The following is an 18885-nucleotide window of genomic DNA, read 5'->3' on the forward strand; positions in this document are numbered from 1 at the left end:
CATGAGCACGATAATCAACGAACGGACGGACAGCCCGGCGTGTGCGACCACAAGCCTCGGCAACTCCCGATTTCCCGACTTGCCGGACCCGAGCAAGTGGGCTGATTGCGTCCACTGCGGCATGTGCTTGGAGTCGTGTCCGACGTATGAACAAACCGGCCAAGAGCAGCACTCTCCGCGCGGCCGCGTTTCCAGTCGGCCATCCGAAAGACATCGCCGCGCTGTTGCTCATTGAAGTGGACGGCATTTTCGCCGGGATTGACGAGCAAATCGACGATATTTTAACGATTTGCCGCCGCCACCATGTGCGCGAAGTGAAAGTCGCCCAGTCAGAGGAAGAGCGGGCGCGCTGGTGGGCGAACCGGAAAACCGGCTTTGGCGCCATGGGGGCGATTTCGCCGGATTATTTAGTGCAAGACGGCGTCATTCCGCGCAGCCGGCTGCCGGAAGTGTTGAACGAAATCGCCAACATCAGCCGCAAATACGGGCTTCTGATTGTGAATATTTTCCATTCTGGAGACGGCAATTTGCACCCGCTTGTGTTGTTTGATGCGAGCAAGCCGCTCGGCCCGGTTATTGAAACGGAGCTTGACCCGCTGTCGGTGTCGGTGAAAGCGCGCGTGAACGGCGTCGAAAAACAAAACAGCCCGACAGAGCTCATGATCATTTCGATCAGCAAAATGATCTCCTATTTGTCCCATGTCATGACGTTGCAGCCGGGCGATGTCATTTTAACCGGAAGCCCGGTCGGCGCTGAGCTGGTTGGCCCGGGAACAGTCATTGAATGTGAAGTGGACGGCATCGGCACGCTCCGCAATACGTTTGTCGCCGCCAAAGCGCCGGCTGTCGCCGCCGAGATCATCGACCGGAAAGGGTTGCCCAGACATACCGATTGGACGATCACCGACCGCGAGGCGTTTTTCCGCGAGCTTGACACCATTCGGCAAAACGGATATGCGCTTGACCTGGAAGAAAATGAATATGGCATCCGCTGCGTCGCGGTGCCGATTTTCGACTATACAGGAAGCGTTGTCGCCGCCGTCAGCGTTTTCGGCCCGACGATCCGCATGACGGATGACCGCATCATGAGGCTTGCTGCGCGCATGCGCCAAATCGGCAAAGAACTCTCCGCCCGGCTCGGCCATCGGCCGATTCATTCCGTCCAGCCGTAACGGCTGGGCGTTTTGTTTTGCGGCGCGAACGGCCGGCTGGGCATGGCGGACGGAAGGGCATGCAGCCGAGCCGTGTTGCGCTTCGCTTTCCGAAAGACGCCCGCTTTTCGCCGCGTTTTGCTAGTGCAAACGGCAATGATGCATGTAAAATAGAAACGAGGTGATTGGCAACGTGAACAAACAGACGCTTTCCGAGTGGATCGAACAGCTTCGTCAGGACCCGAACGTCGTTCATTGGCATGAAATTGAGCCGAAAGAAGCCGACACAGTTCCGTTTCCGACCGAATTGAATCCGCGGCTGCGCGCGGCGCTTGAAGCGCGCGGCATCGCCTCGCTTTACACGCACCAGGCGTCAGCGTATGAGGCGGTGCGAAGCGGGCGGAACATCGTCGCCGTGACGCCGACGGCATCCGGCAAAACGCTCTGCTACAATTTGCCTGTGCTGCAAGCGATCGCGGAGGCGCCGGAAAGCCGCGCTCTTTACTTATTTCCGACCAAGGCGCTCGCCCAAGATCAAAAAAACGAATTACATGAAATCATCGCCGAGATGGGAACGCCGATTTACAGCTATACATACGACGGCGATACGGCGCCGGCGCTGCGGCAAAAAATCCGCCAGGCCGGTCATATTGTCATCACCAACCCGGACATGCTCCATACCGCCATTTTGCCGCACCATACGAAATGGATGTCGCTGTTTGAACAGTTGCGCTACGTCGTCATCGACGAACTGCATACATACCGCGGCGTGTTCGGCAGCCATGTCGCGAACGTCATCCGCCGCCTAAAGCGGATTTGCGCCTTTTACGGCAGCCGGCCGACATTTATTTGCACCTCGGCGACGATCGCCAATCCGCAGGAGTTGGCTGAGCGGCTGATTGGCGAACCGGTGGCGCTGATTGACAACAACGGGGCGCCGCGCGGACGGAAACATATCGTGTTTTACAATCCGCCGGTCGTCGAGCGGACGATGAACGTCCGTCAAAGTGCGACGAAAACGGCGGTCGAACTGGCGCGGCAGCTTTTACGCAACCACATTCCGACGATTGTGTTCGCCCGCAGCCGCGTCCGCGCCGAACTTATCTTAAGCCATTTGCAGGCGGCGGTGAAGGGGCGGATTGGGGAAACGATGGTCCGCGGCTACCGCGGCGGCTACTTGCCGAACGAACGGCGCGCGATTGAAAAGGGGCTGCGCAGCGGGGACATTATCGGGGTGGTCAGCACAAACGCGCTCGAGCTTGGCGTTGATATCGGCCAGCTGCAGGCGTGCATTCTCGCCGGTTACCCAGGAACGATTGCCAGCACGTGGCAGCAAGCCGGCCGCGCCGGCCGCCGCCATGGCGATTCGCTCGTGATTATGGTGGCCGGTTCAAGTCCGCTTGACCAGTACATCGCCGCCCATCCGGAATACTTCTTCGCCCGCTCGCCGGAAACAGCCCGCATCAATCCGGATAATATGCTCATTTTAGTCGACCATCTTAAATGCGCCGCGTACGAGCTTCCGTTTCGGCGCGGCGAGACGTTTGGTGGAGTCGAGGTCGAAGAAGTGCTCGATTTTTTGGCTGAGCAGGGGGTGCTTTATGAGCGCAGCGGCCGCTGGCATTGGATGAGCGAAGCGTTTCCGGCGCAAAACATTAGTTTGCGCTCTGCGGCGCAGGAAAATGTCGTCATTATCGATGTTTCTGACACCGCCCGCCATCGTGTCATCGGTGAGATGGATCGCTTCAGCGCGATGACGCTGCTCCATGAAGAAGCGATCTATTTGCACGAAGGGACGCAATACCAAGTTGAGCAGCTTGATTGGGAGGAGAAAAAAGCGTACGTCCGTCAAGTGGATGTCGAATATTTCACCGATGCCAATCTGGCCGTGCAGCTTGAAGTGCTGTCTGAAGACCGTACTGCCGAACGAGGGGCGATGGCCGTCAAGTACGGCGATGTATCGGTCCGGGCGATGGCGACGATGTTTAAAAAGCTGAAACTGTCGACGTTTGAAAACATTGGATGGGGGCCGATCCGCCTGCCGGAAGAAACGCTTCATACGTCGGCGGCATGGCTCGAATGGATGGAAGTGCCGCCGCGGTTTTCCCCGGCGTTGTTTGAGCACATTCTGGTGGGCATCGCCAACGTGCTTGGCCATCTAGTGCCGATGTTTGTCATGTGCGACCGCTCGGATATTCATGTTGTGCCGCAGCTGAAGGCGCCGCACTCCGGACGGCCGACCATTTTCCTTTATGACCGCTATCCGGGCGGCATCGGTTTATCGGAAGCGCTGTTTGAGCGGTATGAACAAATGCTGGCGAAAGTGAAAGAGTGGGTGGAGCGCTGTCCGTGTGCGGATGGCTGTCCATCGTGCATCGGTGCTCTTGATGCGGCAGGAATGCCGGTCAAGCATGAATTGGTGCAGTTTTTAGCTGAACAGCTCGCTGTGCGGAGCGGTTCCTCGGCTTAGCGCCAACCGCGCCCTGCGGCGCAGCTTCCCGGTCATCGAGACTGGACGGAAAGGAAGGGCGAGACGGATGAAGCCAAAGCTGTCGCAATGGAAAGAGCTGCTGGCCGCCCGGCATCAACCGAAGGCTGCGGCCGGAGAACTTGAAGCAGAAGCGGGTGAATGCCGGGCGGCGGACGTGCCGTTTGCTGAGCAGTGGCGACAATGCGGCGTTGTTCCGCATTCGTTTGCCGGCGATTATTGTCTTGTCCGCGAGACGGTGTACCCGCTTGATCACGAACATGGCCGCTATCGGCTCGGTGCGTTTTATGAGGTGCACCGGCGCTGGCAGGAGGCGCCGTTTTCCCACCCGCTCTCGTGCCGCGGGTTTGCCGTTGGCGACTTGTTCTTTTTTGACACGGAGACGATGGGGCTTTCAAGCGGAGCGGGAAATGTCATGTTTTTGCTCGGCCATGCCCGCTTTGCCGGTGATTGCGTCATCGTCCGCCAGCATTTTTTGCCGCATCCCGGAGCGGAAGTGGCGCTTTATCAAAGTTTCTTATCCGATGTCAACTATACGACGCTTGTTACGTACAATGGAAAAGCGTTCGACTGGCCGCGGCTGAAAACGCGCCATGCCCTTGTCCGTGACATGGTGCCGAAGCTGCCCGCGTTCGGTCATTTCGATTTGTACCATGCCGCCCGCCGATTATGGAAAGGCCGGCTCGATTCGCTGCGGTTGGCTGAAGTGGAGCGGCATATTCTTGGCGTCAAACGGAACGATGATGTGCCTGGTTTTTTGGCGCCGATGATGTACCAAGCGTTTTTGCAAACGCCCCATCCCGACCGGATCATGCCCGTTTTGCGCCATAATGAGCAAGACGTGTTGTCGCTCATCGTGTTATACATTCATTTGTCGATTCAGCTGCTTGACGCAAACCAACTCACCGATCCAGGCGAACAGCTGGCCGCTGCCCGCTGGTTGGAAACGGTCGGGGAGACGGCGGCCGCGCGGGGCGTCTATGAACAGGCGGGCGCCGGGCAGGCGAAAGAAGCGCATATGGCGAAGTGGCAACTGTCGCTTTTATATCGGAAGGAAAAACGGTATGACGAGGCGGCGGCGCTTTGGCGCGACTTATTGGAGTGTGGCGTCTATTGGAAGATGAAAGCGGGCCTTGAGCTGGCGAAAGCGTACGAACATTATTTCCGTGACCTTGATGAAGCGCACCGTTATGCGGCGGCGGCGTATGAGGCATGGCGGTCGCTTGCCAGGGCGAGCCGGCAGGCGGCGGACGGGGAGGAGCGGGAGTGGCGCAAGCGGCTTGAGCGGCTTATGCGCAAGAAAAACAGGCCGGGAAAATGAGACGCCCATTTCCCCGGCAAGCGCAAAATGTGACAGAAACAGAAAAATTCCTACTCTTCTTTTGCTGCGAATCTTGTAGAAAAATAAAAAAACGTGTACAATGGCGTCGGAATGAACGAAAACGAGGGCAGGGAGAAGAATGTGATGAGGAGCATGTACAAAAAAATTTTGTACCTCTTTTTTATTGTCGTCGGCTTGACGTTTGTCGTGTTCCATTATGTTTATTAACGGTTCACGATGCCCGAGATGACCGGCGCCGCGTGGGCGGGGCTGAAGAAGCGGATTCGGTTTGGCAGCGCCGCCGTGCAAAATGGGTATCTACACTAGTACGAGTTCGGTTCGTTCATCATAGGCTAGTATTGCAAACCAACAGTCTAGATGAAAGGAGAAGGATGCCTATGCATTGCCCGCCTTATGTAACGGCGCCGATTGTTCATCCGCCTCAATGCTGCGTCCAACATCATTTTCAAGCAACGATTGTGCCGCATATCCATCCGTCGCATACGATGCATGTGTATCACCAATTGTATGAACATCACCATTATTTCCCGCATACGGAATCGGCCGTCGCTCAGGCTGCCAACCGGCACCTGTATTGCCCAGGGCCGATGCCGCCGTTCCCGGTTGGATATTAAACAAACGGACGAAGGGGCCGCTCGCCGGCCTCTGTTTTTTGTCAAACGGTGTCCGGACCATGCGCTGGAACATCCGTTTTCAAGTATGAGGGGATGGATGGAATCATTTCCTTTTATTCGGTTTCGCGACCGGAATAAAGAAAACGTCAATTGACAACCGGACCGATTTCTGAAAAAATAAAGAAAAGAGTTGAAAGCGGATTGAGGTGAAAGCCATGTCAGCCAATCGCGTAAAACTAACGCCGAAAGACATTTTAGAAAAGGAATTTAAGGTGAGCATGCGGGGGTACAATCAAGACGAAGTGGACCAGTTTTTAGATATGATCATCAAAGATTACGAAGCGTTTCAGCAGGAAATTGAAGAGCTGCAACAAGAAAACGCCCGCCTGAAGCGGCAAGTCGAGGAGCTGCAAAAGCGGCCGTCGGTATCGGCCGGGACGACAAACTACGATATTTTGCAGCGCCTGTCCAATTTAGAGAAACATGTGTTTGGCCGGAAGCTGTACGAGTAGGCGATGTAGACAAATTCCAATTTTTTTCTCTTGCTCTTATGTGAAAAATCGATTATACTGTAAAATGCTCGCAGCGTTAATCATGCTCGGGTAATCGCTGCGGCCGGTTTCGGCCGTAGAGGAAAGTCCATGCTCGCACGGTGCTGAGATGCCCGTAGTGTTCGTGCCTAGCGAATCCATAAGCTAGGGCAGCCTGGCTTCGGCTGGGCTGACGGCGGGGAAAGAACCTACGTCCCGGCTCGGGATATGGTTCGATTACCCTGAAAGTGCCACAGTGACGGAGCTCTAAGGGAAACCTTAGAGGTGGAACGCGGTAAACCCCACGAGCGAGAAACCCAAATGATGGTAGGGGCACCTTCCCGAAGGAAATGAACGGAGGGAAGGACAGGCGGCGCATGCAGCCTGTAGATAGATGATTACCGCCGGAGTACGAGGCGCAAAGCCGCTTGCAGTACGAAGGTACAGAACATGGCTTATAGAGCATGATTAACGTGGTGATGGCATCATGAAAAGCCCTCCTGCATGAAGGAGGGCTTTTCTTGTATCGGTTGTTTTGCAGGATGGTTATACTTGGAGATGAAATACATATTGCCTGCCAGAATAGGGGGAAGCGGATGGAGCGATTTTCAATCATTGCCACGGCCGCGATGGGGCTCGAAGCGGTTGTGGCGGATGAAGTGCGCCGGCTTGGCTACGAATGCCAAGTGGAAAACGGCAAGGTGATGTTTGAAGGTGATGCGGCTGCGATTTGCCGCGCCAATCTTTGGCTGCGCACTGCCGACCGTGTGAAGCTCAAAATCGGCGAGTTTCGGGCGACGACGTTTGAAGAGTTGTTTGAGCAGACGAAGGCGCTGCCATGGGCTGATTATTTGCCGAAAGACGCCTCGTTCCCTGTTATTGGAAAATCGGTGAAATCAACGTTGTTCAGCGTCTCCGATTGCCAAGCCATCGTCAAAAAAGCGGTTGTTGAAAGCCTAAAGGAGCGCTATCGGCTGTCGTGGTTTCCTGAAACAGGGGCGCTCTACCGCATCGAAGTGGCGCTCCATAAGGACATCGCCACCTTGACGATCGATGCGAGCGGCGCCGGGCTGCACAAGCGCGGCTATCGTCTCCGCCAAGGGGAAGCGCCGCTCAGAGAGACGCTCGCCGCCGCCTTGGTGCTGCTGACCAACTGGACGCCGGATCGCCCGTTTGTTGACCCGTTTTGCGGCTCGGGCACGATCGCCATTGAGGCAGCGCTCATCGGCCAAAACATTGCCCCTGGATTCAACCGCGACTTTGTTTCCGAACAATGGCCGTGGATCGGGAAACAAGTGTGGGAGCGCGCGCGCGAAGAAGCAGAAGCGCTGGCCCGCTATGACCAGCCTTTGGATATTATCGGGATGGACATCGATCCGCACATGGTGGAAACCGCCAAGGCGAACGCGGCGGAAGCAGGGCTTGCCGATTTATTGTCGTTTCGAGTCGGGCGGGCGGAGCAGTTTCGGACGGACAAGCGGTACGGAGTGATTGTCGGCAATCCGCCGTATGGGGAGCGGCTTGGCGAACGCCGGGAAGTGGAAGCGCTCTATCGCGCTATCGGCCGCGCCTACGCCTCTTTGGATACGTGGTCGGTCTATATCTTAACCGCCCACCGCGGCTTTGAAACGCATTACGGCCGACCGGCAACCAAACGGCGCAAGCTGTTTAACGGCTTTATCGAAACGCATTACTACCAATATTGGGGGCCGCGGCCGCCGCGTGAAGGCTAGAAGTTGACTTCTCGGCGGCGATCCATCATAATATTGTCTTGTTATTGAGAATAAGCGCGCAACAAACTTGTTGCGCGCTTATGCATGATGATGCCGGGGGAGTTTATGCCAATTTGGAGGGGTGGCGGCGATGAGCCATGATCGTTATCCATTTACAGTAGAAAAAAACGAAAACTTCTTTGACAAGCTCAGCCAATGGATCGGCGATGTTTTTTACGATATTTTGCCAGAGGCCGGGTTTGAGCTGCGCGATGAGCAAATTTATATGGCGTTCCAGCTCGAGCGCGCGTTTCGCGAGAAAAAGGTGATGTTTGCCGAAGCCGGGGTCGGCACGGGAAAAACGATCGTCTATTTGCTGTATGCGATTTGTTACGCCCGCTACACTGGCAAGCCGGCCATCATCGCCTGCGCGGATGAGACATTGATCGAGCAGCTCGTCAAAAAAGAAGGGGATATCGCCAAATTGTCCGATGTGCTTGGACTGCATATCGACGTCCGGCTGGCCAAATCGCCGGATCAATATTTATGTTTAAATAAGCTCGAAGAAGTCACGACATATGATGACGAGGATATCGAATTATACGAGCGAATTTTTGATGAGCTTCCGGCATTCGTCCACGATAATAAACCGATGCAGTCGTTTTACCGCTATGGCGACCGGAAGGAATACGCCCATTTGAGTGATGAGCAGTGGAAAAAAATCGCCTGGGACCCGTTTCAGGATTGTTTTACATGTGAAAAGCGGCACCGCTGCGGCCAGACGCTTTGGCGCGATTATTATCGAAAAGCGACGGATTTGATCGTCTGTTCGCACGATTTTTATATGGAACACGTCTGGACGTATGAGGCGCGCAAGCGGGAAGGCCAGCTGCCGCTGTTGCCGGAGGCGAGCTGCATCGTGTTCGATGAGGGGCATTTGCTTGAGTTTGCCGCGCAAAAGGCGCTGACGTACCGGATGAAAGAGACGACGCTTGAGATGCTGCTGACAAGGCTGCTCGAAAACGACATCCGTGAACAGCTCGCTTATTTAATTGAGGAGACGTTGGAGACGAGCGCGCGCTTTTTTGCGGAATTGAAAGCGTGCGCGAAAGACGTTCCCGGATCGAACCGGAAAGAAATTTTGCCGTCGCCCGCCCTGCAGCAATGGGCGAAGCAGCTGCACAGGCAAATCGTTGAAATCGGCAATGAGCTTGTGTTTGAAAGCGAGACGTATACGATCGACCATTATCAGCTGAACATCGTGGACGAATATTTGGATCAAATTCAATATTCGCTCGACTTGTTTTTGACGAACGCCGATGCGATCACATGGCTTGAGTCATCGCGCCAAGAGGCGACTTTGGTCGTCATGCCGCGCACCGTGCAGGAAGTGCTGCGCGAAAAAGTGTTCAGCAAACGAATGCCGTTTATCTTTTCATCGGCGACGCTGTCGAGCGGAAAATCGTTTGCCTATATTGCCCAAAGCTTGGGCATTGATGACTATTTGTCGTTCAGCGTGCCATCGCCGTTTGATTACGATGAGCAAATGACAATTTATATGCCGACGTTCCGCGCCGGCGAGACGCTGTTTGCGGAAAAATATCGCTATGCGCTCGAAAAATTGCGCGAAACCGGCGGCCGGGCGCTCATCTTGTTCCCGACGCGCGAAGAGCTGCTCCAATTTAAAGAAGAAGCGGCCGATGAACCGTTTTCGTTCTTGTTTGAGGGAGACCGTGAAATCAGCGATTTGGTCGCCGAGTTTCAGCGCAATGAGGAGACCGTGCTTTGTTCGGAACATTTATGGGAAGGGCTTGACATCCCGGGGCCGTCATTGTCAAACGTCATCATTTGGTCGCTTCCGTATCCGCCGAACGATCCGGTGTTTCAGGCGAAACGGAAGGCATACCGCGATCCGTTTTGGAGCGTTGATGTGCCGTACATGCTGCTCCGCCTCCGTCAAGGGGTCGGACGGCTCATCCGCACCCGCGATGATCGCGGCATCGTCTCCATTTTTGTCACTGACCGCGACGATGCGCAAGTCATCCAAGCGGTCAAAGAGGTGCTGCCGACAGCGGTGAGGGAAGAATAAGTTCTTCCCTTTTTCTTTTTGCAGCCGAAGCGGATATTTCCCGATGTGTCAGCAGGAAAATGCCCACTTGTTATGGAAATGATGATACGGCCAACAAAAACAGTGGGAGGATGGGGCTCGATGAAGCGAATGGAAGAACAATTTTTGGAATATGTCAAAAAAATGATGGGATACCATGAGGCGATCGGCCTCATGTATTGGGATTTGCGGACCGGGGCTCCGAAGAAAGGAGTCGGACAGCGCTCGGAAGTGATCGGCATGCTGTCGGCGGAAGCGTTCCAAATGTCGATATCCGAAGAGATGGCGGCGTTTATCGCCAAACTGTCAGCCAAAGGGGTGTATGAACAGCTTGGTGAAGTGACGCAGCGCACGCTCGATGAGTGCAAAAAAGAATATGAGCGCAATAAAAAAATTCCCGTTGCCGAATACAAGGAGTATGTAGTACTTCGCTCCAAAGCGGAAAGCGTCTGGGAAGAGGCGAAAGCAACCGCTGATTTTTCCCGTTTTCGCCCGTACTTGGAGCGAATCATCGAGTTTCAGCGCCGTTTTATCGAGTACTGGGGATATGAAGGGCATCCGTACAACACGCTGCTTGATCAATATGAGCCGGGCATGACGGTCGAGCTGCTCGATCAGCTGTTCGGCCGGCTGCGTGAACGCATCGTTCCGCTTGTACAAGCCGTTGCCGCCGCCCCAAATAAGCCGGATACGTCGTTTTTGTTTGCTGCGTTTCCGAAAGAACGGCAACGGGCGTTTCTTTTGGAGCTGCTTCCGGAACTCGGCTATGACTTTGGCAAAGGGCGGCTTGATGAGACGGTTCATCCGTTTGCGATCGGGTTGAACCCAAACGATGTGCGCATTACGACGCGCTACGACGAACGCGATTTTCGCACCGCCATCTTCGGGACGATTCATGAGTGCGGCCATGCCCTGTATGAACAACATATTTCCGAAACGCTTGTCGGCACGCCGCTTTGCGGTGGGGCATCGATGGGCATTCACGAGTCGCAGTCACTGTTTTTCGAAAATATGGTTGGCCGCCACTATTCATTTTGGAAGCGGCATTATTCACGTCTTTCGCAATACGCGCCATCGCAGTTTGCCGGCGTTTCGCTGGATGCGTTTTACCGGGCGATCAATGAGGCGAAGCCGTCGCTGATCCGGATTGAAGCCGATGAACTGACGTATCCGCTTCACATTATCATCCGCTACGAAATCGAAAAGCAGCTGTTTGCCGGCGATATCGAAGCGGCGGACTTGCCGGACGTATGGAATGAGAAATATGAGCAATATCTTGGCATCCGCCCGTACAACGATGCGGTCGGCGTGTTGCAGGACGTCCATTGGTCGGGCGGCAGCTTCGGCTATTTTCCGTCGTATGCGCTCGGCTATATGTACGCGGCGCAATTCAAACAGGCGCTCGAAAAAGAACTCGACATGGCGGCGTTGCTTGAAGAAGGGAACATCGCGCCGATTCGTGAATGGCTGACCGAGCGCATTCATCGATTCGGAAAAACGAAAAAGCCGCTCAACCTTGTGCGCGATGCCACCGGTGAGCCGCTCAACGCCGAACACTTGATCCGTTATTTAGAAGAAAAATATAAAGCGATTTATTGTCTATAAAGCAAATCCCCCTCTCCGGTTTGGAAGAGGGGGATTTGCTTACCATAATTTGTATCCTTTCGACCCCGGCGGAGCATTTTGAATGATGTCAATGAGCGGCACCGTATAGGCGATGACAATGAGCGCCACAACGAGGCCGATCCACAGCTTCCAGTTTTCGAGCGCCAACGCCGCCCGTTCCTGCGGGGCGGCCGCTTCGGCGACCGGGAATTCGGTTTCGCCTTTCGGAGCGAAAAACGCTAGGTTAATGACGATGACAAGAATCAAAATGATGCCGATGAACAAAATGGTGCCGCCGACCGCCTGGGCGATTTGGTACGGAATCCATTCAAGCGCCTGCGGCGAGTTGCCGTATGTGGAGAACGCTGAGCGCCGTGGCGCCCCGAGCAAGCCTGCAAAGTGCATCGAGCCGGACATAAATGTCATCCCGACCGCCCATACGATCGTTTGGATGATGGCAAGCCGGTTCATCGCTTTCGTCATCACCCGGCCGGTCAAATGCGGGATGAGCCAATACGATGCGCCAAAAAACGTTAACACAACCGTCGTGGCAACGGTCAAATGGAAGTGGCCGGTCACCCAAATCGTGTTATGAACGACTTGGTTGAGCTGGTGCGAAGCATTGATGATTCCACCCGTGCCGGCCGGAATGAAAAACAGCATCCCGACAAACGGTGCGAAAAAGCGGGCGTCGCCCCACGGCAATTTCCGCCACCAGCCGAACAGGCCGGTTGCCCCCTGCGAGCGGCCGTACGATTCAAACGTCGCAAACATGGCAAACGCTGTCATGAGCGACGGAATGATGACCATAAACGTCAAGACGACTTGCACGTACTTCCAAAACGGCGAAATCCCTGGCTCCAGCAATTGATGGTGAAAGCCGACTGGAATCGAAAACAGTAAAAACAAGATAAACGCCAGCCGCGCGAGCGAATCGGAGAATATTTTGCCGCCGATCACTTTCGGGATGACAGCGTACCAAACCATATACGCCGGCAATAGCCAGAAGTAGACGAGTGGATGCCCGAAATACCAAAACAGCGTCCGGCTCAAGAGCACGTTCACCCGATCCGTGAGCCCAAGCGACCACGGAATGAGCTGAAAGACGACGGTGGCGGCTACGCCAAGCGTGCAGATGAGCCATAATACCATATTCGTGACAGACATAAACGCCAACAGTGGGCTCGCCTGACCGCGGTGCGCCTTCCGCCAGCGCGCGTAATGGGCAAACATTCCAAACCCGCTCCCCCAGCTGCCGACGACGACGAGCGCCAAGCCGATGTAAAAGCCAGCGTGCGCCTGAAGCGGCGCGTAAAACGTATATAAGACAGATGCTTGGCCGGTTAGGATGAAAAAGGCTGTGCAGGCCGTCCCTGCCGTCATCATCCAAAAACCGATCCAGCCGAGCCGGCGCGAACCGTCCGAGAGCGCTCCGGTCGTGCGGCTGACCGCAGCGAACTGAAAGCCGATAATGAAAAACGTCGTCAGCACAAGCCCAAGCAAGACGCCGTGCGTCGTCAAAATCGTGTAATAGCTGATCCCAGCCGGCAGCTCAAACTTGCCGGAACGGACGAGTGTTTGCAACAAACCGGCGAATCCCCCGAGCGCCAGGGCGGTAAAGGCGACAAACAAATGTGCCAGCGCCAGTTTGGCGTCGCGGCGATCGACTTTTTCCAACGAGTTCACCATCTCACTCCACCACCTTAATGCGCGCCGTCATCATATGGTGGCCGGCGCCGCAATATTCATTGCAAAGAATCGTATACTCGCCCGGTTTGTCAAACGTCGTTGTCAAGCTGTTGACATAGCCGGGTTCGACCATCATATTGATGTTCGTTCCGGGAATTTCAAACCCGTGAATGACATCTTTTGAGGTGACGTTGATCGTCACTTTCGCTCCTTTTGGAATTTCAATGGCATTTGGCGTAAAGGAAAACGCGGCCACGACGATGTTCAGTTCGTATTCGTCATCCCCTTTTTTCACAAGCCCCGGATGATCAAACGGCGGGGTAGTGTCCACTTTTTCCGGATCGATCGTCGTCAGACAGCTTGGCGGCTGCTGTCCGGCGGCGAAAGCGCTCACGCCGACGACCGTCAAAAAGACGATCAAACAACCGATGCCGAACGTCAGCCAAATTTTTTCATACTTATGAATGTGCATCTCAAGTCCCTCCCTTGCCGCTTACAGGCGGTGTAAAAATAAAAAGTAGACGCTGACCCAGGCGAAAATGATGAAAAAGCCGAGCAAAAACACGGACGACAGCGTGCCGCTGAGCGCCGGCTCTTTTTCCTTTTTTGTTTGCCGGTCCATTGCCGTCGGTTTTGTCCGCTCTGGTTTGGCCATCCTTTCATCCCTCCTCGTGCGTTTTGGATTCATCCCCCATAACGTTGACAGGCAGGTGCGCCAAGCGTGAGTTTCCCTGCTTTGACACTATCATAACCGTACAAAACGGCTGCAACAGTGACTTTTCTCACAAAAACAACACAAGAAGTTTGAACAAATGGTGACGATGGTGAACAATGTAGGAAAAGGGCGGGAAGGAAAAAGGCGGCGGATCCGTCTGATGAGGGACAGCGGCAACGGTTTTGTCCCGGACAGAATCGGAACGAAGATAGCTGACGGCAAAGGAGAGTAAAAACGAATGATTAATTATTTTTTTATTTAATGTTCGTTTTTTTTTTTTATTAAAAAACCGCTTCTCATCCGCCGCTTTCCATGGTATACTGCTAGTAACTGAATCACGCTGACTCACTCATATAATCGCAAGAATACGGCTTGCGAGTCTCTACCAGCCGACCGTAAATCGGCTGACTATGAGTGGTAATGTCAAGGGGGGCGGCCATGGCCGTCTTGCGCCTTCCTTTTGCCTTGGCTTAAAAGACATTGCCTGACTCATGGAATGAGTGAGGCCGGTGTTTTTTAAGCTTTTTTATTTTGGAGGGGATTGGCATGCGCGAATTGCTCGAAAAAATTGCCACTGAAGGAGAGGTGCTGGCCGGCGGGGTGCTGAAAGTCGATCGCTTTTTGAACCATCAGGTCGCCCCACAGCTGATGAAGCGGATCGGCGAAGCGTTTGCCGGCCGGTTTTGCGGCGAGCGGCCGACGAAAGTGTTGACGCTTGAGTCATCGGGCATCAGCCCGGCCATCATGGCCGCGTATGAACTTGGCATCCCGCTTGTCGTTGCCCGTAAGCCGATTTGGCTATGCAAGAAAACTTGCTGATCATTGCTTGCTCGGTCGGCATAGGGCTTGGGGTGACGGCGGTGCCGAACTTGTTTGCTGAGCTTCCGGCGGGCCTGCGCATTTTGACGGACAGCGGCATCGTCGCCGGCGGCCTCACCGCCATCCTTTTAAATGCCGTCTTCCATTTCGGCAAGGCGAGAAAATCGGCTGCACTGCCGTTGCAGGAACAAAAAATTTCATAATCGTATTGATCGCTTTCATAGAAATCCATCAGCTGTTCCTGAGGCTGCGGCCGCGCTTCGTGCCGCCGCTGCGGGGAGAACGGGCGTGTGTTTCCGGCAGTGCGCAAGTAAAACAAAGACAGCCGGCTGTGAAACGGTTCCATTGACGCCAATGGCTCGCCGGCTGCGGGCCGGGGAAAAACATTCATCCCGCTGAACGAACCGGCGGGATTTTTTTGTTTTCCTATTGGGAAACGGGGCGAAATACAGTAAAATGAATGTAAATGACATTGACGGAAACAAAGGGGTTTTGGTCATGGGAATATTGTGATCGAGCGGCCGCCATTGCGGCCGTGGCTGGCGAAAATGACAAATATGCACGACCGGCTTCAGCAAGCCGGCGACAACGAAAATGCCGATAAAGTGAAGCATGCCGATGCGCTGCTGTTTGTCACGTATTACAACCACGCGTTCTCGAAGGCAGACCGGGAGTTTTTGCTGCAGCTCGGGCGCGTCAAAGATGCGTTTTCGCTTGATAAAATGTTTTTCATCATCAATGCGGCTGATTTGGCCCAGTCGAAAGAGGAGCTTGAGGCCGTCATTTCCTATATGAACGGAGAGCTCGCCCGCTTCGGCATCCGCTTCCCGCGCCTTTATGCGCTCTCAAGCCGCTTGGCGCTGGCGGAAAAAACGGGGGCCGAGCCCGGTCCGCGCGGCGTCTTGGCGGACTCCGGCTTGTCTGCCTTTGAAACCGACTTCTTCCGCTTCTTAACGGAAGAACTGGCGGAAGTCGCCGTCGAGAGCGCATATGCCGAGCTTGAGCGGGCGCGGCGGGCGGCAGAGGAATTCGCGCGCGCCGCAGGGCAAAGCGAAGCGGAAAAAGCGGAGAAACGGCAGGCGCTTGAGGCGGTGAAAACGAAGATGCACGCCGTGCTTGCTGGCATTGATGATGCCTACGGCCGGCAGGCGCTTCGCCAGGAAGTCGACGAATTGCTCTATTACGTCAAGCAGCGCGTCTTTTTCCGCCTCAACGATGTGTTTAAGGAGGCGTTCAACCCGGCGGTGCTCCGCGACGACCAAGGCCCGGCGCGGCGGGCGCTTGAGCGTTGCCTCGACGAGTTGCTCGCATCGGTTGGCTTTGATTTGGCCCAAGAGTTGCGGGCGACGAGCTTGCGTGTTGAGTCGTTTTTGCACAAACAGCTGGCCGAGCAGTTCTCGCGCCTATTCCATGAGCTTCGTCGTTTCGATGATGCGCTCGCGCTCACGCCGCCTGAGCCGTTTGCCTTTTCGGCGCCGGAGTTTGCCAACGCCCTTGGGGATGTAGACCGGGTGCGGTTTACCAAGGCGCTTTCGCTGTATAAAAACGCCAAATCGTTTTTTGAGCGCGACGAAAAGCGGCGGATGAAAGAGGAAATTGAGGCGGCGCTTGTCGAGCCGATCGACGCCTATTTGGCTGAGCAAAAAGAGCGGCTTGTGGCGACGTACGAAGAACAATACAAGGCTGCCGTCGCCGCACTTTTGGCCGCTCTCGCGGAACAAGTCGACAGCTATATGGAGGGCTTGCTTGCCGCGCTCGCCGAAGCGGCGGATCATGAGGCGCTCGCCCGCATCGAAGCGGCGCTTCGCGGCCTTCTTTCGGGCCGCGTCGGGGAGGCGCGTTGATGAACCGGTTTCACGCTTGCGCTAAATGCATCTACTACCGTATAGAAAAGCGAGCCGACGGGCTGTACACGTATTGCCGCCGGCTCGGCTATAAGACGAAGCCAAACTATCGGTTCAACTGCTGGACGCCAAAACCGAACGTCCGGCGTTTGATGGAAAAAGAAGCAGGAAAGGACGAGGACCATTGAGCGAAGTACATCACGCCATCACCGCCCATATCAACAAACAGCACGCCATCTTAAAGCGGTTTGCCGCCCTTGAGCTCGAGCGCGAGCGGCGCATCGATGAGGCGGTTGAACGGTGCCGCCGCGGTGAGCCGTTTACGGTCGAGGCGATCAATGAAGTGACGAAACAAATGAACGAGCTGGCCGCCGGCGGCCTCGTGCCGGCGCGCCGCTATGTAACGCCAGAGATGGTGCGCGACTACGTGCGCCAGCTTGAAGAGAAGTAACGCACACAGCCGAAGCGTTGGCATTGGCTGCCCGGCTGCCGGCCTGTAAGCAGGCCGGGCTGATGAAAACGAAAGAGGGGGGAGAAACAATGGCGTCTCTCGTTTCCCACGAATGGCTGTTGGCGCATTTGTCCGATGAAACCATCCGTATTGTTGATTGCCGGTTTTGGCTTGGCGATCCGGCTAAAGGGGCGTCTCTTTACCGGGAAGACCATATTCCCGGAGCGGTGTACCCGATTGAAACGGGTGACCCGTCATCCGATGCTTAGTTTTCTCCGATTCGGGCTGAAACATCATTCGACGCCTCGGTGTTGTCGGATGGAACCGTTGTTTTCTTTTCGTTTTCTTTTTTCGGTCCGCATGAGGTCGAAGCGTTGTTGATTTTCAACGATTTTCACCTAGTGTTTGGTTCGCTTTTCTTCCATTGTTTCGGACGCCGGTTGAAGCCGCTGTATGCATAGTTTTTTGGCCGCTGGCGGATACTATAGGTGAACCGACGGAAGCAGAGGAGGAGACGCATGGGCCGGACCAAACTTGGCAATGCCAATGCCCAACGGAACAACAACGCCAAAAAGAAAAACGGCTTCAATGAATGGACGAGCGAGTTTGCTTCGTACGCCGAGGTGGAAGCCGAGAAACTGAAAAACGACCATAAAAACATCCGTTAATGACGAGGGCTCGCCCCTCGTTTTTTCGTCCTTAGACGTCAACGTTGGCAAACACAAACGTATGTGCTATAATGATGGGCAGAGCGGCGGAGGGCGCTGGATGGAAGAAAGGGCGCCGGCCGGCAGGGAGGGAAATGCGTGCGGAAATGGTTCGTCGTCCTATTGTTTTTGGCCGTTGCCGGCTATGGTCTTTGGAATGTGATGGCTGCCGGGAACGAACAGGAAACAGACGAAATAGAAAGCGGCCCGGGCATCGGCCAGACGGCCCCTGATTTGACGCTGCCGACGCTTGGCGGCAAAGCCGTCCGGCTGTCTGATTTGCGCGGCAAAGCGGTTGTCCTCAACTTTTGGACGTCGTGGTGTCCGCCGTGCAAAAAGGAAATGCCGGAGCTTGAGGCGTTTTACAAGCAGCACGGCCGCGAAGTCATGTTGCTTGCCGTCCATTTGACGACGCAAGATACACTCGATAATGCGGAGCGATTTGCGAAAGACAAAAAACTGACGTTGCCCGTCGCCTTGGATGTGCGCGGCGAGGCGCTTCACCGATACCGAATCCAGACGATTCCGACGACGTATATCATCGACCCAAACGGCGTCATCCGGCAAAAAATCATCGGCCCGGTGACCGCCGCGCAACTCGAAAAGAAGACAGCGCTCTTTCGTTGACCGAACAGTTTTGACGGAAGGCGCTTTTTTTTATGGTTCATTATTTTTTGAAAAGTTGTCATAATTTTTATCTTTTTTGGGCATGAATAAGATTACAATATAAATGAGGGGAGGTTGATAGCGATGAGACGATCCCGCAAAATGACTCTCCAAGAACTGATCAGCGAGAACAAACGGCAATTGTTGAGCGACCGGGAAGCGCTCGAGAAAATCGAGAAAAAGCTGGAAGAGCGGATGCTCAAGAAAGCAGAATGACCCATGCATAGCGGTCCTCCGGGCGGACAGACTAGATGGCGAGGAGGCGAAGACAATGAGCAATCCGAAAGGAAGCCGCAAACATTTTGTTCCCAACCATATCGGAACACAGCCTCGCGCCGCTGGAGGAAACAAAGGCAAACAAATGCAAGATCAATCCGGCCAGCATGCTCAAGTCATCCAAACGAAGGGTGAGTAGCTGGAAAATCTCGTAAAGGAGGAAGCCTAT

Annotated in this window: 18 protein-coding genes, 1 other RNA gene, 4 pseudogenes and 1 riboswitch; of the genes and pseudogenes, 20 read left to right on the forward strand and 3 right to left on the reverse strand. The window is 54.8% G+C overall.

The features are described from left to right. Nucleotide 1: 1 nt before the first annotated feature. From QSJ10_RS06900 to QSJ10_RS06945, 10 genes and pseudogenes are all read left to right on the forward strand, one after another. Nucleotides 2–190, forward strand: a pseudogene (locus tag QSJ10_RS06900) (4Fe-4S dicluster domain-containing protein); the annotation flags it as partial. After that, nucleotides 147–1172, forward strand: a complete 1026-nt coding sequence (locus QSJ10_RS06905; RefSeq protein ID WP_053532314.1) for an IclR family transcriptional regulator domain-containing protein — start codon at nt 147–149, stop codon at nt 1170–1172. The pseudogene QSJ10_RS06900 and the gene QSJ10_RS06905, both read left to right, overlap by 44 nt. A gap of 172 nt (nt 1173–1344) precedes the next feature. Continuing rightward, a complete protein-coding gene (locus QSJ10_RS06910; RefSeq protein ID WP_049624871.1) occupies nt 1345–3621 on the forward strand; it encodes a DEAD/DEAH box helicase in 2277 nt (758 codons plus the stop codon). A 67-nt stretch (nt 3622–3688) separates the two neighbouring features. After that, nucleotides 3689–4960 carry a ribonuclease H-like domain-containing protein gene (locus QSJ10_RS06915; RefSeq protein ID WP_033015329.1) on the forward strand — a complete coding sequence of 424 codons (1272 nt, stop codon included), beginning with the start codon at nt 3689–3691 and terminating at the stop codon, nt 4958–4960. Between the two features lie 398 nt (nt 4961–5358). Next, the gene (locus QSJ10_RS06920; RefSeq protein WP_033009240.1) at nt 5359–5595 is read left to right on the forward strand and encodes a CotD family spore coat protein; all 237 of its coding nucleotides are present in this window, start codon (nt 5359–5361) and stop codon (nt 5593–5595) included. Nucleotides 5596–5810: 215 nt separating this feature from the next. Beyond that, nucleotides 5811–6107, forward strand: coding sequence for a cell division regulator GpsB (gene gpsB, locus QSJ10_RS06925; RefSeq protein ID WP_033009238.1), 297 nt, complete (start codon nt 5811–5813; stop codon nt 6105–6107). Nucleotides 6108–6189: 82 nt separating this feature from the next. Continuing rightward, an RNA gene (gene rnpB / locus QSJ10_RS06930) (RNase P RNA component class B) lies at nt 6190–6588 on the forward strand. Nucleotides 6589–6721: 133 nt separating this feature from the next. Beyond that, nucleotides 6722–7858, forward strand: a complete 1137-nt coding sequence (locus QSJ10_RS06935; RefSeq protein ID WP_033009237.1) for a THUMP domain-containing class I SAM-dependent RNA methyltransferase — start codon at nt 6722–6724, stop codon at nt 7856–7858. A 130-nt stretch (nt 7859–7988) separates the two neighbouring features. Then, nucleotides 7989–9926 carry an ATP-dependent DNA helicase gene (locus QSJ10_RS06940; RefSeq protein ID WP_033015327.1) on the forward strand — a complete coding sequence of 646 codons (1938 nt, stop codon included), beginning with the start codon at nt 7989–7991 and terminating at the stop codon, nt 9924–9926. A 120-nt stretch (nt 9927–10046) separates the two neighbouring features. Further along, nucleotides 10047–11549 (forward strand): carboxypeptidase M32, encoded by a 1503-nt coding sequence (locus QSJ10_RS06945; RefSeq protein ID WP_033015325.1) that lies wholly within the window; start codon nt 10047–10049, stop codon nt 11547–11549. Nucleotides 11550–11588: 39 nt separating this feature from the next. Here QSJ10_RS06945 and QSJ10_RS06950 read toward each other — a convergent pair whose 3' ends face one another. Genes QSJ10_RS06950 through QSJ10_RS06960 form a run of 3 tightly spaced genes read right to left on the reverse strand, consistent with a single transcriptional unit; the run spans nt 11589 to nt 13893 of the window. Beyond that, nucleotides 11589–13238, reverse strand: a complete 1650-nt coding sequence (locus tag QSJ10_RS06950; RefSeq protein WP_053532315.1) for a b(o/a)3-type cytochrome-c oxidase subunit 1 — start codon at nt 13236–13238, stop codon at nt 11589–11591. 1 nt (nt 13239) lies between these two features. Next, complete coding sequence (locus QSJ10_RS06955) at nt 13240–13710, reverse strand: cytochrome c oxidase subunit II (RefSeq protein ID WP_033015318.1); 471 nt, start codon at nt 13708–13710, stop codon at nt 13240–13242. A gap of 21 nt (nt 13711–13731) precedes the next feature. Further along, nucleotides 13732–13893 carry a cytochrome c oxidase subunit 2A gene (locus tag QSJ10_RS06960; RefSeq protein ID WP_049625393.1) on the reverse strand — a complete coding sequence of 54 codons (162 nt, stop codon included), beginning with the start codon at nt 13891–13893 and terminating at the stop codon, nt 13732–13734. 389 nt (nt 13894–14282) lie between these two features. After that, a riboswitch (purine riboswitch) is annotated at nt 14283–14384 on the forward strand. 115 nt (nt 14385–14499) lie between these two features. Between QSJ10_RS06960 and QSJ10_RS06965 the strand changes: the two are divergent. The 10 genes and pseudogenes from QSJ10_RS06965 to QSJ10_RS07010 form a co-directional block, all read left to right on the forward strand. Further along, nucleotides 14500–14742: pseudogene (locus tag QSJ10_RS06965) on the forward strand (type I phosphoribosyltransferase); the annotation flags it as partial. 2 nt (nt 14743–14744) lie between these two features. Then, a pseudogene (locus tag QSJ10_RS06970) lies at nt 14745–14975 on the forward strand (solute carrier family 23 protein); the annotation flags it as partial. Nucleotides 14976–15377: 402 nt separating this feature from the next. Further along, nucleotides 15378–16616 (forward strand): annotated as a pseudogene (locus QSJ10_RS06975) (P-loop NTPase family protein); the annotation flags it as partial. Continuing rightward, the gene (locus QSJ10_RS06980; protein WP_053532316.1) at nt 16616–16804 is read left to right on the forward strand and encodes a hypothetical protein; all 189 of its coding nucleotides are present in this window, start codon (nt 16616–16618) and stop codon (nt 16802–16804) included. The pseudogene QSJ10_RS06975 and the gene QSJ10_RS06980, both read left to right, overlap by 1 nt. Continuing rightward, a complete protein-coding gene (locus QSJ10_RS06985) occupies nt 16801–17067 on the forward strand; it encodes a YpbS family protein (protein WP_033015313.1) in 267 nt (88 codons plus the stop codon). The genes QSJ10_RS06980 and QSJ10_RS06985 overlap by 4 nt, the downstream gene beginning before the upstream one ends. 62 nt (nt 17068–17129) lie before the next feature. Then, nucleotides 17130–17336 (forward strand): rhodanese-like domain-containing protein, encoded by a 207-nt coding sequence (locus QSJ10_RS06990; RefSeq protein WP_053532317.1) that lies wholly within the window; start codon nt 17130–17132, stop codon nt 17334–17336. Between the two features lie 249 nt (nt 17337–17585). Then, a complete protein-coding gene (locus tag QSJ10_RS06995) occupies nt 17586–17735 on the forward strand; it encodes a hypothetical protein (protein ID WP_015374731.1) in 150 nt (49 codons plus the stop codon). 138 nt (nt 17736–17873) lie between these two features. Further along, the gene (locus QSJ10_RS07000; RefSeq protein ID WP_053532318.1) at nt 17874–18401 is read left to right on the forward strand and encodes a TlpA family protein disulfide reductase; all 528 of its coding nucleotides are present in this window, start codon (nt 17874–17876) and stop codon (nt 18399–18401) included. Between the two features lie 123 nt (nt 18402–18524). Beyond that, a complete protein-coding gene (locus QSJ10_RS07005) occupies nt 18525–18656 on the forward strand; it encodes an FbpB family small basic protein (protein WP_080706519.1) in 132 nt (43 codons plus the stop codon). Between the two features lie 55 nt (nt 18657–18711). After that, nucleotides 18712–18855 carry an acid-soluble spore protein N gene (locus tag QSJ10_RS07010; RefSeq protein ID WP_011231056.1) on the forward strand — a complete coding sequence of 48 codons (144 nt, stop codon included), beginning with the start codon at nt 18712–18714 and terminating at the stop codon, nt 18853–18855. Nucleotides 18856–18885: the final 30 nt, after the last annotated feature.

The organism is Geobacillus stearothermophilus ATCC 12980 (assembly GCF_030369615.1).
Taxonomy (GTDB): domain Bacteria; phylum Bacillota; class Bacilli; order Bacillales; family Anoxybacillaceae; genus Geobacillus; species Geobacillus stearothermophilus.